The sequence below is a fragment of the Kandleria vitulina DSM 20405 genome (assembly GCF_000702065.1).
In the GTDB taxonomy this organism is placed as follows: Bacteria; Bacillota_I; Bacilli_A; order Erysipelotrichales; family Coprobacillaceae; genus Kandleria; species Kandleria vitulina.
Genome location: NZ_JNKN01000012.1, coordinates 18966 through 34518, shown reverse-complemented (window position 1 = coordinate 34518; position 15553 = coordinate 18966). Strand labels below are relative to the sequence as shown.

Below are 15553 nucleotides of genomic sequence, written 5' to 3'. Positions count from 1 at the left end.
AATATGATAAAATATTCGATATAAAAGGGAAGTGAAGCTATGGACAAAAATAAACTAAATCCAAAAAAAGATAAAAATCTATTTTATATTATGTACGCTATCATATTTGCGTATGTAATCTTCAATATTCCAACTGTCTATTCATGGCTCATTAATATCTTAAGATTGGCAACACCATTCTATATTGCGATTGTCATTGCTTTTATCTTAAATATTCCAATGAGAAACATTGAAAACTTTTATCGTAAGCTCAGCAAGAACTCTAAGAAGGTGAAGTTAAGCAAAGATGCTCTTCGTGCTCTTTCTGTAGCTTCTACATTAGCTATCATTTTCTTTATTGTCTTCCTTTTTTCAACTTTTATTATTCCTCGAATAGGACAAAGTATCTTAATGATCTTTAGCAACCTAGATAACTACGCTGTTCGTTTTTCAGCATGGGTTACTGATGTAAGTCATAGCTTAAAAATCAATTACACCTTAACAACAAAGGATGTTAAAGACTTCTATAATTCCATCAACTTAAATACATTACTACAGACATTAGGAAATATCTTTGGTACATCTGAACACAGTGGTGATATCTCTTATTTTGTCAATTCCATTGGAGGAACTGCCATTACAGCCATCACTTCGTTCTTTATGGCCATCTATATTCTTTCTAATAAAGAAAAACATATGACCCAGTTCCGTAAGATTCTTGTATATCTTATCAACGAAGATCATGCTGTTCGTGTTCTTCAGGTCTGTGATGAAGCTAATCATTATTTCAACAGTTTCATTACTGGAGCAGTCACTGAAGCAGCTGTGTTTATGACATTGATCTATATCATCATGAGACTATTCAGTTTGCCATTTCCAGAACTTATTGCAATCTGTGGCTTTATGTTCTCATTTATACCAATGTTTGGTTCATTCTTAACCTTACTCATTGGTACTATTCTTGTCTCCGCTGCCGCTAGCAGCAAGCTGCTGTTATTTGTGATTTTGTTTATTAGTGTTCAGCAATTTGAAGGAAACTTCATCTATCCACGTATTGTCGGCAGCAAGGTTGGTATTGGTGGATTGTTTGTCCTACTGGGCATTACGATTTTCGGTAAGCTATTTGGCTTTGTAGGCGTCTTAATTGGTGTACCACTTACTGCACTTATTTATGCATTACTTACTCGTATCATCAATTTTCACCTTTATCAGAAGCATCTGCATGTCACATCCGAGCGTATTACGCGTATAGATGATGATGGCAATGATATAGAAACACTTTATTAGCCAGTTTATCTGGCTTTTTTCATTATGAGTAAATCAATTGCACATTCTTTATCAATTTGTTATAGTAAAAAAATATGAAAGGAGTCTTCTATGAAACATTTATTTAAGATCACAGATCATCCCCTTTTTTTATTTATTTTTGTCTTCTTCTTTTGTCTTTATGTATCATCTTCAATTAAATTGTCTTTAAGTATTTCTACATGTGTTCTTGCATTTGAATACTTGATCAATTATCTTCTAGATCATGCAATTGATAGAAAACATATTAAAAAAAATACGCAATAAAATTAATATATTTAAAAAGATCTCTAATTCAGCGATTAGAGATCTTTTCTATTAGAATGATTTTTTAGCATTAGCCATGAACTGTTCAAATTCTTCATCAGTTGCAAGAACTGAATGAGTATCTGTAATCTTATGTTCATACCCTGCTTCATAGTCTAATCCACTTGTCGCATAATCATAAGTGAAAGACTTTCTTGTCTTTTCAATCTTTGGATTAGGATGTGGAATAGCAGATAGTAAAGATTTTGTGTATGGGTGAAGTGGATTGTTGAAGATTTCTTCAGCTGTTCCTGTTTCAACCATATGTCCTAAATGCAATACACCAATTCTATCTGAAATGTATTTAACCATTGATAAGTCATGAGCGATGAATAGATAAGCTGCTCCAGTTTCTTTCTGCATCTTTTTCATCAAGTTAACAACCTGAGCCTGAATAGATACATCTAGGGCAGAAATAGCTTCATCCGCAATAATTAGATCAGGTTCCATAATTAATGCTCTAGCGATACCAATACGCTGTCTCTGACCACCTGAGAACTGATGTGGATAACGGTTTGCATGTTCTCTAGATAATCCAACCATTTCAAGCATCTTATAGACTTTTTCATTTCTTTCTTCAATTGAACTGTAGGCATGATGAATATCTAGCCCCTGTGCAATGATGTCGATGACTTTCTTTCTTGGGTTAAGACAAGCCATTGGATCCTGGAAAATCATAGCCATCTTAGTACGTAATGTCTTCAAGGCCTTATTGCTCATTTTTCCAGAGATATCTTCTCCTTCAAAAATGATTTTTCCTTGAGTTGGCTGATATAGACGAATAATAGAACGTCCTGTAGTAGATTTACCTGAACCAGATTCACCTACTAGACCATAAGTTTCTCCAGCCTTGATTTCAAAAGAGATTCCATCAACTGCCTTAACAGTCTGCTTACGTGAAACTCTAAAGTGCTGCTTAAGGTCTTTGACTTCAAGGATAGTATCTCCCTTATGCATTGATGGCACCTTCTTTCTTCATTTTATTAATACGTTTCTTTAAAGACTCTGGCATTTCTACATGAGGAGCTTTTGGATGCATTAACCATGAAGCTACTTCATGTGTATTAGAGCCTTCTACTTTAAACATTGGAGGATCTAATCTCTTATCAATATTTAAGGCATATAAGTTACGAGGTGCAAAAGCATCCCCAACGATTTCCTGAGTTAAGTTTGGTGGTGAACCTGGAATTGTATAAAGTTCATCATCATCTGTATCAAGATCAGGCATAGCTGATAATAGACCCCAAGTATATGGATGTCTTGGATCATAGAAGATTTCATCAATTAAACCTTTTTCTACAATCTTACCGGCATACATAACGTTAACGAAATCAGCTACCTTAGCAACTACACCAAGGTCATGTGTGATATAGATAACTGAGATGCCTTTCTTCTTCTGGATGTCCTGAATTAATTCAAGAATCTTAGCCTGGATAGTAACATCCAAGGCTGTAGTTGGTTCATCACAGATTAATACGTAAGGATCACAAGAAAGTGCGATAGCGATAACGACACGCTGTCTCATACCACCAGAAAGCTGATGAGGATAGTTCTTCATTCTTGCTTCTGGATCAGTGATTCCTACTTCTTCAAGAAGCTTAACAGCTTTCTTGAATGCTTCTTCCTTAGAAGTACCATAATGATACATCATAGGTTCCATGATCTGTTTACCAATTGTCATAGTAGGGTTCAATGAAGTCATTGGATCCTGGAAAACCATGGCAATCTTACGACCACGAATTTCAGTCTGAATTTCTTTTTCAGACATTTTTACAATATCTTTAGTGATTTTTTCACCAGTCTTTTCATCGTGCCAAGTATAGTTGATAGAACCTGAATCAATTGATCCGTTCTTTGCAAGAATACCCATGATTGCTTTTGTAGTTACAGATTTACCTGAACCTGATTCCCCAACAATCGCAATTGTTTCACCTTTATATAAATCAAGGTTGACACCACGAATAGCCTTAACATTCTTATTTCCTGTCTTAAAGGAGATATTAAGGTCTCTAATTTCTAAAATCTTTTCTCTTTGACTCATTATTACATCTCCTTCATAGTAGGATCTAATGCATCTCTTAATCCATCACCAAATAAGTTGAAGCTTAACATCAATACAGCCATTACAATAGCTGGAATAACCATTGCATGTGGATGTACCTGGAACAATGAGAAACCATCATTGATCAATGTACCAAGAGAAGCCAATGGCTTAGTTAAACCTAAACCAACAAATGCAAGATATGCTTCATAGAAGATCGCATTTGGAATAGTCATCATTGACATGATGATAAGCTGACCAAAGATATTAGGTAAGATTTCTTTAAATAAGATAAATATATTGCCTGCACCTAATGTACGAGAAGCCAATACGAATTCATCTTCCTTAACCTTTAGTACCTGTGCACGTGTGATACGTGACATAGGAATCCATTCCGTAAAGATCAACGCAACGATAACTGTTGTAAGTGAAGCTTTCATTACTGTTAACAAAATAATCAATACAACTAAAGTTGGAATTGAGTTAATAATTTCCTGAATTCTCTGAAGTACAGAATCAACCATACCACCGAAGTATCCAGAAATCATACCGTAAGTAATACCGATCAATACATCGATAACAACGGCTACAACCGCAATAATAAGCGAATAACGTGTACCCTGCCAAGTACGTACCCATAAATCACGACCAAGGTAATCTGTACCAAAGAAGTGAACAGAGCTTGGAGCCTGATTGGCAATAGCAGTGTTTTCAGCATTAACGCCCCATCTAGATACCATTGGGACAATAATAGCTAATAATGTAATAAGTACAATTAAGCAGATACCAATAACGGCACCCTTGTTTTCCATAAATCGATCAAGAATATCTTTCCACTGTGGCTTAGAAGGTGCAACTTCATCAATCATGATATTCTGTTTATCACCGATGAGCTCAAAATCATCAGGTAAGAATTTATAATCTTCCATTGATTAGTTATCCCCCTTTCCAAGTCTGATTCTTGGATCAATTAATCCATATGAAATATCAATAATAAGCATCATGATAATGTACATGAATGCATATAAGAATGAACATGCCATAACAATATTGTAATCATTTGCCTGAATAGACTGGATCAATAATGTACCTAAACCAGGTGCGACACAGATCTGTTCTACAACCATAGTACCTGTCATTAAGTTAACAAGGATAGGACCTAAGATAGTAATAACTGGAATCAATGCATTTCTTAATGCATGCTTAAAGATTAAAGTACGACGATCAAGCCCTTTTGCCTGTGCTAATGTCATATATTCACTACCTAATACCGAAATCATCTCAGTACGAGTGAAACGTGCCACGTTGGCAATAACTGACATTGATAATGCGAGTACCGGAAGAATCGATGACGAAATCGGAGAGTCTTCCATAAACATAACTGGTGCCCATTCTAGATTTACACCAAAGATAATAACTAACAATAATGCAAATACAAACGATGGAATAGACACACCCAATACAGAGATCACTGTTGCAATGTTGTCCCAAATCTTATTACGATTCAAGGCCGCAACAATTCCTAAAAGCATCCCTATAATTGTCCCAAAAATAGTAGCTGAAATACCATATAAGAATGAAAGCTTCGCTCTTTGCATAACGAGCTCAGAAACATTCTGATCCTTATAAAGTACATACGATACACCAAAATCACCTTTTAACATATTCTTGAGATAATTAAAAAACTGTACAGGGATTGGTTTATCCAATCCATATTTTGCTTCAATAACTTTTAACTGTTCAGGAGATAACTTCTCAGAATTAAATGGAGTCCCTGGCATAAATCTTGTCATCAAGAACAAGACTGTCAGTATAACGAAAAGAGTAACAACTGAGATAAGAAGTCTCTTTCCAATATACTTAAGCATGGATTTATCCATCTTTTTCACCCTTTCTTTACCTTTTTCATATCTATTTATATAAGCAAGAAACACATTATAGCTGATGCTACAATGTGTTTTCTCGCATATACACATATTTAGTTTACTTTACTTCAACATAAGTAAACGTATAAGGAACACCGACTGGCTTATGTACCAATCCTGATACATTTGTAACCTGAAGTGCAGATCCACCTTTTTCGAAGACTGGAATATTAGCCATTTCATCCATAGCTGTCTTTTCAGCCTTAACCATTAAGTCATAACGTTTATCAACATTAGTTTCAGTCTGAATCTGTTTCATTAAACTATTATAAGTCTTGTTTTCATACTTACCATAGTTATTAGCGTTGCCTGTGCTCATTAAGTTCAAGTAAGTCGTTGGATCAGCATAGTCAGGACCCCAACGAGTAAGAGCTAAATCAAATTTACCGTTCTTCATACGGTTATTGATTCTATCCTGCTTAGTCGTTGTCTTCATATCAATCTTAAGACCTTTAATCTTAGAGAAGTTAGTCTGAATATATTCAGCAACCTTATCAGCTGGAGATTCATCAGAACCATAAAGCAATTCTAATGTAATTTCCTTCTTGCCTAATTCTTTTAAGCCCTGATCAAAAGCTTCCTGAGCTTTCTTAACATCATAGCTTGTAAAGCTTCCTGCTACCTTACGGAAATCTTTTCCATCAGGAGACTGAGATAATTCAGCCGGAATAAATCCTTCAGCTTCTTTAGAACCGTCTTTTAATACATCAGTACATAAAGACTTTCTGTTAATTGCATAAGATAATGCTTTACGGATATTAGCATTAGCTAAATCTTTATTAACATGGTTTGGTTCAAGATACCATAAGTATCCTTCATTAAATGACTGATAGACATCCTTGCCTTTATACTTATCTACTAAATCAGAAGAGATAGTAGCATAATCGACTTTCTTTGAATCAAAGCTTGCACTTGCACTCTGTGGTTTCATACCTAAGTCCATATGCAATGTTTTGATCTTTACAGCATCTTTATTGTAATATTTATCATTTTTAGTAAATTCAGCACTCTTACCTTTAGTCCATTTGCTCATAACAAACGCACCATTAGAAAGTGTGTTATCAGGAGTAGTTGCATACTTCTTACCAGCTTTTTCTGCAAACTTCTGATTAATTGGATAATAACATGGGAATGTCATTAAGTCCAAGAAATATGGTACTGGAGCTTCCAATTCAACAACAAATGTCTTCTTATCAGTAGCTTTCACACCTAAAGTATCAAGTTCTTTATCAGTAGCCTGAGTTCCTTTTTCAATTAATGCATCAGCATTTTTTACATTGGCACCTTCAGAACCTAACATGTATGCATAGTTACCTGCGTTCTTGATGATTCTCTTCCATGCATAAACGAAATCATCTGCAGTGACGTCATCCCCATTTGACCATTTTGCATCATCACGTAAAGTGAAAGTGTAAGTCTTTCTATCATCACTTACCTTGTAATCTTTAGCGACAGCTTTTTCAGTCTTTCCGTCTTTGTCGTTGCCCATAAGGCCTTCAGTAATAGCATGAATTGCAGTAAATGACATCCCATCATCAATTACCGATGAATCCATACCCATAATGTCTAGCTCAGAAGCAAATCTAAATGTAGACGAATCAGTCTTAGTACCAGATCCACAACCAGCTAGAAGTGATGCTGCTAAAGCAACAGCAACAATCTTTCCTACTTTTTTCATAATCTTTCCTCCATCATAAGTATCATATGATTAACATATTTAACCATATATAAAATATACTCTTGATATTTTGATAAGTCAACAATTTTTATCGCTTTATTTTAGGAAATCTCAAAAAGTGGGATATCAACTTTCGTGAATGTGTAAAACTGTTAAATATTTATTGTATTTTCAATGTATATAAAATGGAAATGACTTCTTTTTTATCAATTAGCAAACAAACACATTATGGCTATTGCCATAATGTGTTTTGTCATCAGTGTAGGATTATTTTAATTCAACATAAGTGAATGTGTATTCAACACCAAATGAATGATAAACTAATCCTGATGCATATTCAGCTAATAATACACTCTTACCTTTATCAAGTAATGGGATATTAGCATAATCCTGCATAGCAACCTTTTCAGCATCAACTAAAAGGTTATAACGTTTAGCAACATCTGTTTCACTCTGAACTTTATTCATTAAAGTATTAAACTGAGCGTTATCATATTTACCGTAGTTATTTGAATTTCCTTTATGTAATAATGAAAGGAAAGTAGTTGGATCAGGATAATCAGCACCCCAACCATTGATACATAAATCAAAGTTTCCACCTGGTAAACGGTTATTGATCTTATCTTTGAAAGTAGTTGCTTTCATTTCAATCTTAAGACCTTTTAACTTAGAGAAGTTTGTTTCTAAGTATTCAGCAACTTTATCAGAAGATGTTTCATCTGAACCATATAATAATCCAAGTGTAATATTCTTCTTACCTAATTCTTTTAATCCCTGATCAAAAGCAGCCTGTGCTTCTTTTAAGTTATAATCAGTATACTTACCTGCTACCTTACGGAAATCTTTTCCATCTGGAGACTGAGTTAATTTTGCAGGAACAAATCCTTCTGCAGGAGATGAACCGTCTTTAACAATATCATTACATAATGATTTTCTATTAACAGCTAATGAAAGAGCTTTTCTAATATTAGCATTCTGTAAATCTTTGTTCTTATGATTGATTTCAATATAAGAAGTTGAAGCCATATTGTACTGTTTGAAAGCCTTACTATTCTTATACTTATCAACTAATTCAGTTGCAATTTCTGCAAAATCAAGTTTCTTAGCATCAAAGTTAGCACTTGCACTCTGTGGTTTAATTCCTAAATCCATGTGCAACTTCTTAATCTTAACGACACCCTTGTTATAATAGTCATCGTTTTTCTCAAATTCAGCACTCTTACCTTTAGTCCATTTACTCATAACGAATGCACCGTTAGATAATGTATACTGTGGAGCTGTTGCATACTTATTACCAGCTTTTTCAGCGAATTTTTCGTTGATTGGATAGAAGCTTGGGAATGCCATTAAATCAGCGAAGAATGGTACTGGTGCATTTAATTCAACTGTTAATGTCTTATCATTAACAGCCTTAACACCTAATGTGTTCATTTCAGCATCTGTAGCTGTAGTTCCTTTTTTAATTAAAGCATCAGCATTTTTGATGTTAGCTACAGTTGAACCTAACATATAAGCATATGTACCAGCGTTCTTGATGATTCTCTTCCATGCATAAACGAAGTCGTTAGCTGTAACTGGATCTCCGTTTGACCATTTTGCATCATCTCTTAATGTGAATGTGTAAGTCTTCTTATCAGCACTTACCTTGTAATCTTTTGCAATTGCGTTTGTAGTATTGCCATTTTTGTCTAGACCCATTAAACCTTCAGTTACAGCATGAATAGCATCAAATGATACTGTGTCATACACTGCAGTAGAATCCATACTAGTAATGTCTGCAGCTAATGCAAATCTAAATGTAGAAGTATCTCTTTTTGAGCTTCCTCCACACCCCGAAAGCATAGCACAAGACAAGGCAAGAGCAACCGCCTTTTTAACTCGTCTCATAATATTCCTCCTATAAACAAGTTTATCCCGTTTATGAATGAATAGTCTTTTAAGAATGTTTTATTATTTCGATGCATAAAGCAAATAAAAAGACTCGTATCATTCATAGCATGACTAATATTACTCTTAAGGACAAGTAAAGTCAACAGTTTTTTTCATATTTATTTAGGAACATCATAAAAGCGTCACGCTACCTTTAGCTATTAAATAAAAGCACCGTTCAATTTCTTTATTTGTCCTTAGTTTTTCATAATTAATTCATTAAAAATTAAGTAAAAATAAAAAAGTACTGATAAACAGTACTTAATTTCATTTCCTTTGAATTTCATATCATTGTTGCATTAATAATAAAATTTCGTTATTTATGAAGCTATAATGATAATTTTATCCAATTATCTTCTAAATAATTTAGTATATTTCTTATTTTATAAAAGAGTCCCTATAAAAAGGGACTCTTTTAATCTAAATCTGCACCAATTTTAGCAAGAAGCTGATCTTTATTCATAAATCCGATTGCCTGATTTACAGCTTTACCATCCTTAAATAAGATTAAGTTTGGAATAGACTGTACACCGTAAGCTCCTGCGATATCTGGATATTCATCCACGTTGATCTGTGCAACCTTTAATCCTTTATCATTAGTAGCATCAAGATCTTCTAATACAGGATGCATCATTTTACATGGACCACACCAATCAGCATAAAAGTCTACTAGTAATAAATGTTCATTTTCTACGTTTGTTTTAAAAGTTTCATTAGTTAATTTTTCCATTATTATTCACCTCATCCTCATTATTCATTAAACCCAATTAGATTGCAAGCAATATGCTCCCTAGATAATTAAGAGCTCTTTTCTTGTATCATATGTACATCAAGCTGAGGATATGGAATATTGATATGATGTTCATCAAAGGTTTTCTTCATATCTTCTACAATGTTAAACTTGAACTCTTCAAAGTTCTCAGTTCTAGTCCAGACTCTTAATGTAAAGGTGATAGAACTATCCTTATATTCAGTCAAGCGGACAAAAGGAGGAATGCTTTTTTCACATAGTGGACTTGAAGTCGCAACATCTGATATAAGTTTTTTTACATATTCAATATCACAGTCATAATCTACGTCAAAAGCAAGATCAACACGACGGAAGTCTTCGCTTGAATAGTTGATCAATCGTGAATTAGCCATCACTGAATTAGGAATGACAATTTTCTTATTATCAACTGTAAGCAAGAAAGTATAGAACAAGGATATTTCCTGAATTCTTCCTGTTACATTATCTACTTCAATTAAATCCCCTTTTACAAAAGGACGAGAAAGCATGATCTTAACACCATCCACCAATTCAGCAAGAGTATCCTTAAATGCTAAAGCAATCGCAGCAGCAGCTGTTGTAAAGATTGCAATCAATGTAGTAACATTGACGCCAAGTTCTCCTAAAGCCATGATACCAATAATAATGCCAAATGATAATTTAATTATTGTACGAATAAAACGTAGTACAATTTCATCATATTGCGTTTTTTCAATAAACTTATCGAACATTTTAGCTACAATACGATAAATAAGGTATCCAATTAGAACAATAATAGCAGCTGCTATTAAATGTTCACCAAGGTCAAATAATTTTTCTAAATATTTTTCAGTTGTTCTCATTTTTTCATCTCCGAACTTTATTATAATGAAAGACGAGACTTTTCACAACATGAGAAGATAAACTATTGAATTATCTGATAATTACTGTAAAATAGGACATGTTTACAGGAGGAAACACCATGAACATTGCAGTAATGACAGATAGCAATTCAGGAATTACTCAGGAAAAAGCAAAAGAACTTGGTATTTTCGTAGTACCGATGCCTTTTACTATCAATAAAGAGTCATTCTTGGAAGATATCACTTTAACACAAGAAGAGTTCTACCATAAGCTTGAAGACGAAAACACACAGATTATGACTTCTCAGCCTGCCATTGGTGATTTAACTAAGTACTGGCGTTCCGCATTAGAATCACATGATGCCATCATCTATATTCCAATGAGTTCTGGTCTATCTGGAAGCTGTCAGACTGCCATGATGCTTTCTGACGATGAAGAATTTGAAGGAAAAGTCTTCGTATTAGATACTCATAGAATCTCCGTTACTCAAGAACAGAACGTTCTTGATGCTATTAAGCTCGTCAAAGAAGGAAAATCAGTTGAAGAAATTTGTGAAACAATCACTTCTCACAAATCAGATGCAAGCATCTATATCACTGTTCCTACTTTAAAATATTTAAAGAGAGGCGGACGTATTACGCCTGCTGCTGCCGCTATCGGTAATCTTTTAAAGATCAAGCCTATTCTTTATGTTGGAGGAGAAAAGCTTGATAAGTTTGAACAGGCTAGAACTGTTAAAAAAGCAAGAAAGATCATGATTGAAGCTATCAAGAATGATATTGAAAAAAATCAGTTTGACGATTATGAACTCTATATCGCCTACACTAAAGATTTAGATCAGGCGATGGACTTCAAGAGTGAAGTAGAAAAAACTTTAAATCATAAAGTAGAAACTGTAGCTCCACTCTCACTAAGTGTTTCATGTCATATCGGACCTGGTGCAATCGCATTAGCTGTCGCAAAGAAATATGTAAAATAATGAAGGTGACTTTGGTCACCTTCATTTACTTTTTATGATAATTATATTAGAATGCAGTAAAGAGATTAAACATAAGAAAGAAAGGTGAATACACACTTATGGTTCACACAGACACAAAAGAAAAAAAGAGACCATATAATAAGAAAAGAGGTCATTCGCACAATAACCATAAAAGAAAAAATGTCACGAAGAAGGGCATTGATACTAAAATCTTCGCTTTAGGAGGATTAAATGAAATCGGTAAGAATACTTATTGTATTGAACATGATAATGAAATCATCATTATTGATGCCGGTGTAAAGTTTGCCTCAGAAGGTCTTCCTGGTGTAGATTATGTCATCCCAGATTATACTTACTTAAAACACAATAATAAGAAAATCAAAGGTCTTGTCATTACACACGGACATGAAGACCACATTGGAGGAATACCATTCCTTCTTCAGCTTGTCACTATTCCAGTGATTTATGCTTCTCCATTGGCTATTGCCATGATTAAAAGAAAACTAGAAGAATACAGACTTACAAATGCGACTCGCTTTGTACAGATCACAAATGATTCACGTATTCACACAAAATACTTTAATATCGGTTTCTTTAATACCAATCACTCTATTCCTGAATCGATGGGAATCGTTGTTAACACACCAAATGGTCGTATCGTAGAAACAGGAGATTTCAAGTTTGACCTTTCCCCTGTCTCACAGGCAGCAGATTACCAGAAGATCTCCTTCCTAGGAGAAACAGGAATCGATGTATTAATGGCTGATAGTACCAACGCCGAAGTCCCAAGCTTCTCTATTAGTGAAAAGAAAGTAGCAGGACAGGTTCAAAATGAATTCCGTAAAGCTAACGGACGTATCATTGTGGCTACCTTCGCGTCAAACGTTGAACGTGTATCACAGATTATCGATGCAGCCGTAAGATTCAATAGAAAAATTCTTGTCTACGGACGTTCAATGGAAAACAATATTCAAGTTGCTCGTAAATTAGGATATGTTCGTGCTCCTGACCGTTTCTTTGTCAGCAATGAAGAAGCAAGACATCTTCCTGATAATGAAATCCTTATTCTATGTACTGGTTCACAAGGTGAAGCCTTGGCAGCTCTAAGCAGAATTGCCAACGGTACTCATAGACAGGTTAAGATCAAACCAGGTGACACTGTCATCTTCTCTTCAAACCCAATTCCTGGTAACCAGTCAAGCGTCAACAGAGTCATCAATAAGCTCTATCGTGCTGGTGCTACAGTATTGGATAACTCATCTATTTCTAACTTACATACATCAGGACATGCCTCTCAGGAAGAAATGAAGCTTATGTTCCTGCTTACTAAACCAAGATACTTCTTCCCCATTCATGGTGAATATAGAATGCTTGTCATTCATTCTAAGTTATATGAAGAAGTTGGTGGAAAGAAAAATCACAGCTTTATCTTAAGTAACGGTGATACCTTATTATTAAGAGATCACGAATGCCGCGTAGGACCTCGTGTTCAGGCAGATGATATCTACGTCGATGGTAATGACTTAACTGGATTATCCACAGCCGTTCTTCATGACAGACAGATTCTTTCAGAAGATGGTATGGTTTCCGTTCTTGTTTCCATGGATTCACATGAAGGAAAGCTTTTAAATAAGCCTATCATCATGTCACGTGGTTTCGTCTATATGAAAGATTCACAGGAACTAATAAGAGAAGCAGAAATGCTTATTAAAAATAAGCTTAAAGAACAGCTTAAGGGCAAAACAACTTTTGGAGAAATCAAAAACACAATCCGTCATACATTAGAAACATACTTCTATCAGAAGACAAGAAGACATCCTATGATTATTCCTGTCATCATGAATAAGAAAGTCTAATGTTCAAGACCCTTAAAGACTATAAAAGACAGATAACAATCTCCATTATTGGATTTATTGTTATCTGTCTATTCATATGTATGATCAATGTGTTTGCCTTCTCTAAAAATGCCTACAAAATAAGTACTACTGAAGTTGTATCAAGCAAGCTTCCTAATGAATTTAACAATTTTACTATCGCGTACTTCTCCGATGTTCATCTTAACACCAAGAAAGACGTGAATCGTTTTCTCACTATTATCAACGACTTAAATCAGAATGACTTTGATATGGTGTTATTTGGTGGTGATCTTTATGAATCAAAGATTATTGAACAAAACAAGATCATTAAAGCATTATCTTCTATTCATACTAAATATGGCAAGTTTGCGGTATTAGGAAATGAAGATGATGAAGCTTCATCTGAGAATATATCTCTTCTCAATGATGGTGGTTTTGAAGTATTAGATAATGAACAGCGTGTCATCTATTATAAGAAATCTAAGATCTACCTCTATGGTGAATCTACAAAAGGAAATGTTTCTATCAATGATGATGGCTATTCTCTTGTATTAAGTCATTATCCTGATACTTTTAAGTTGAATAAGAAAACATGTGATCTTCAATTATCCGGCCATACTGGTGGTGGATATATTTATCTTCCATTTATTGGCAGTCTTATCAAAGATAAGAATGGAAAACTTTATTCACATGGTACTTATAAAGAAAAGAATGCTACATTAATTATTTCAAATGGTATTTCACCAAAGTCATCTTTTCCTTATAAGCTCAACACTAAAAATGAAGTGAATCTTATTACCCTAAAGAAAAGCGCCTAGGTGCTTTTCTTTTATTTATAAGAAAGTCTTTTTCAATTCATAAAACCTTGCTAGAATAATGATAGAAAGAGGGATTAAGATGACGGATAAAAAAAGCTATCTTATCAATACATTGATCATTATCACCATCGGTGGCTTATCTTTATATTTTTCCGTTGGAAAAGAAATTAAGAATGTCGCAAAAAGCGTCTTAAAAGCAAAACCGCTTTGGCTTCTATGGCTCGCTTTCATAATGTTACTATATTATATTATGGATGGTCTTCTAACGAAGCTTTTTGCTAAAAGATATAAGAAAGATTACTCATTAAGACAAGGGTTTGTAAACGGACTTATCGGTACTTTGTTTAGTGACCTGACCCCCTCTTCAAGCGGAGGTCAGTTTGCACAAGTCTACCTTTTTAACCACCAGGGCATTCCCCCTACTTCAGCATCTGGAATTCTTTTGATGTGCTTTATCTCCTACCAGATTGTCATGGTACTATTTACAGCCGTCATTATGTTGCTGCAGCTATCATACTTTATGCATGAAGGACTCGATGTCACAATGATGGCCTTAGTGGGATTTGCGATTAACTTCATTGTTACATCCGCATTGATTCTTGGTGCCTTATCTAAATCATTTCAGAACTTTTTAATTAAACATGTAATCTTCTTTTTATCTAAGATACGTATTGTTAAGAATTATGATGCAACACGTTTTAAGATTGAAGATTATTTTACTTCCTTTAGAGCTGAACTTAAAAAACTGTTCCAGCATAAGAATCTTTTATTTAAGGCTTGTCTTATTAATACAATCAAATTAACTATCATGTACTCAACACCATTTTTTGCCTGTAAGGCATTATCGATTAATGTGCATGCTTCACAGTTCTTAAACTTTTTAGCATTAGCGTCCATCATTAATCTTATTAATACTTTCCTTCCTATCCCTGGTGCAAGCGGAGGCAGTGAAGGATGCTACATGATTCTCTTTAATTTCTTAGGTCATGTTAACACTACATCTTCAATGATGTTGTGGCGTTTCTTTTCTTTCTACTTCGGATTGATCTTAAGCTTTATCGTCTTCCTGACTTCAAAAGAAATGAAACAAAAACGTGCTCCAGAACGTTAAAAAAGACTGTTAAA

The 15553-nt window shown here is 34.3% G+C and carries 13 protein-coding genes and 1 pseudogene; 6 read left to right on the top strand and 8 right to left on the bottom strand.

The features are described from left to right. Positions 1 to 39 precede the first annotated feature (39 nt). Together T513_RS0104480 and T513_RS0104475 are read left to right on the top strand one after the other, a co-directional pair. Positions 40 to 1266, top strand: a complete 1227-nt coding sequence (locus T513_RS0104480) for an AI-2E family transporter (protein WP_031589135.1) — start codon at positions 40 to 42, stop codon at positions 1264 to 1266. Between the two features lie 90 nt (positions 1267 to 1356). Beyond that, entirely contained in the window at positions 1357 to 1551 is a 195-nt protein-coding gene (locus tag T513_RS0104475; protein WP_031589133.1) for a hypothetical protein, read from the top strand. Between the two features lie 51 nt (positions 1552 to 1602). Here the strand turns inward: T513_RS0104475 and T513_RS0104470 are convergent, their stop codons facing one another. The 8 genes and pseudogenes from T513_RS0104470 to T513_RS0104435 form a co-directional block, all read right to left on the bottom strand. Further along, a complete protein-coding gene (locus T513_RS0104470) occupies positions 1603 to 2547 on the bottom strand; it encodes an ABC transporter ATP-binding protein (RefSeq protein WP_029070000.1) in 945 nt (314 codons plus the stop codon). Continuing rightward, positions 2540 to 3631 carry an ABC transporter ATP-binding protein gene (locus T513_RS0104465; protein ID WP_031589131.1) on the bottom strand — a complete coding sequence of 364 codons (1092 nt, stop codon included), beginning with the start codon at positions 3629 to 3631 and terminating at the stop codon, positions 2540 to 2542. Before T513_RS0104465 ends, T513_RS0104470 begins: the two co-directional genes overlap by 8 nt. A 2-nt stretch (positions 3632 to 3633) precedes the next feature. Beyond that, entirely contained in the window at positions 3634 to 4560 is a 927-nt protein-coding gene (locus T513_RS0104460) for an ABC transporter permease (protein ID WP_029069998.1), read from the bottom strand. Between the two features lie 3 nt (positions 4561 to 4563). Next, positions 4564 to 5511 (bottom strand): ABC transporter permease, encoded by a 948-nt coding sequence (locus T513_RS0104455; RefSeq protein ID WP_029069997.1) that lies wholly within the window; start codon positions 5509 to 5511, stop codon positions 4564 to 4566. Positions 5512 to 5854: 343 nt separating this feature from the next. Next, a pseudogene (locus T513_RS0104450) lies at positions 5855 to 7045 on the bottom strand (peptide ABC transporter substrate-binding protein); the annotation flags it as partial. Between the two features lie 456 nt (positions 7046 to 7501). After that, entirely contained in the window at positions 7502 to 9121 is a 1620-nt protein-coding gene (locus tag T513_RS0104445; protein WP_031589128.1) for a peptide ABC transporter substrate-binding protein, read from the bottom strand. A 457-nt stretch (positions 9122 to 9578) separates the two neighbouring features. After that, positions 9579 to 9893, bottom strand: coding sequence for a thioredoxin (gene trxA, locus T513_RS0104440; RefSeq protein WP_051654388.1), 315 nt, complete (start codon positions 9891 to 9893; stop codon positions 9579 to 9581). A 68-nt stretch (positions 9894 to 9961) separates the two neighbouring features. Then, complete coding sequence (locus T513_RS0104435; protein WP_029069993.1) at positions 9962 to 10774, bottom strand: mechanosensitive ion channel family protein; 813 nt, start codon at positions 10772 to 10774, stop codon at positions 9962 to 9964. 119 nt (positions 10775 to 10893) lie between these two features. Between T513_RS0104435 and T513_RS0104430 the strand changes: the two genes are divergently transcribed. The 4 genes from T513_RS0104430 to T513_RS0104415 all read left to right on the top strand — a co-directional run bounded on the left by T513_RS0104430 (position 10894) and on the right by T513_RS0104415 (position 15539). Further along, positions 10894 to 11754, top strand: coding sequence for a DegV family protein (locus T513_RS0104430; RefSeq protein ID WP_031589125.1), 861 nt, complete (start codon positions 10894 to 10896; stop codon positions 11752 to 11754). 98 nt (positions 11755 to 11852) lie between these two features. Continuing rightward, positions 11853 to 13610, top strand: coding sequence for a ribonuclease J1 (gene rnjA / locus T513_RS0104425; protein ID WP_029069991.1), 1758 nt, complete (start codon positions 11853 to 11855; stop codon positions 13608 to 13610). Beyond that, the gene (locus T513_RS0104420) at positions 13610 to 14428 is read left to right on the top strand and encodes a metallophosphoesterase (RefSeq protein WP_051654387.1); all 819 of its coding nucleotides are present in this window, start codon (positions 13610 to 13612) and stop codon (positions 14426 to 14428) included. Before rnjA ends, T513_RS0104420 begins: the two co-directional genes overlap by 1 nt. A 79-nt stretch (positions 14429 to 14507) precedes the next feature. Then, positions 14508 to 15539 (top strand): lysylphosphatidylglycerol synthase transmembrane domain-containing protein, encoded by a 1032-nt coding sequence (locus T513_RS0104415; protein ID WP_029069989.1) that lies wholly within the window; start codon positions 14508 to 14510, stop codon positions 15537 to 15539. Positions 15540 to 15553: the final 14 nt, after the last annotated feature.

Excerpts from the sequence above, each read along its gene's own strand:
- T513_RS0104480 (WP_031589135.1), top strand. The coding sequence starts at position 40 with ATGGACAAAAATAAACTAAATCCAAAAAAAGATAAAAATCTATTTTAT.
- T513_RS0104475 (WP_031589133.1), top strand. The coding sequence starts at position 1,357 with ATGAAACATTTATTTAAGATCACAGATCATCCCCTTTTTTTATTTATT.
- T513_RS0104470 (WP_029070000.1), bottom strand. The coding sequence starts at position 2,547 with ATGCATAAGGGAGATACTATCCTTGAAGTCAAAGACCTTAAGCAGCAC.
- T513_RS0104465 (WP_031589131.1), bottom strand. The coding sequence starts at position 3,631 with ATGAGTCAAAGAGAAAAGATTTTAGAAATTAGAGACCTTAATATCTCC.
- T513_RS0104460 (WP_029069998.1), bottom strand. The coding sequence starts at position 4,560 with ATGGAAGATTATAAATTCTTACCTGATGATTTTGAGCTCATCGGTGAT.
- T513_RS0104455 (WP_029069997.1), bottom strand. The coding sequence starts at position 5,511 with ATGGATAAATCCATGCTTAAGTATATTGGAAAGAGACTTCTTATCTCA.
- T513_RS0104445 (WP_031589128.1), bottom strand. The coding sequence starts at position 9,121 with ATGAGACGAGTTAAAAAGGCGGTTGCTCTTGCCTTGTCTTGTGCTATG.
- trxA (WP_051654388.1), bottom strand. The coding sequence starts at position 9,893 with ATGGAAAAATTAACTAATGAAACTTTTAAAACAAACGTAGAAAATGAA.
- T513_RS0104435 (WP_029069993.1), bottom strand. The coding sequence starts at position 10,774 with ATGAGAACAACTGAAAAATATTTAGAAAAATTATTTGACCTTGGTGAA.
- T513_RS0104430 (WP_031589125.1), top strand. The coding sequence starts at position 10,894 with ATGAACATTGCAGTAATGACAGATAGCAATTCAGGAATTACTCAGGAA.
- rnjA (WP_029069991.1), top strand. The coding sequence starts at position 11,853 with ATGGTTCACACAGACACAAAAGAAAAAAAGAGACCATATAATAAGAAA.
- T513_RS0104420 (WP_051654387.1), top strand. The coding sequence starts at position 13,610 with ATGTTCAAGACCCTTAAAGACTATAAAAGACAGATAACAATCTCCATT.
- T513_RS0104415 (WP_029069989.1), top strand. The coding sequence starts at position 14,508 with ATGACGGATAAAAAAAGCTATCTTATCAATACATTGATCATTATCACC.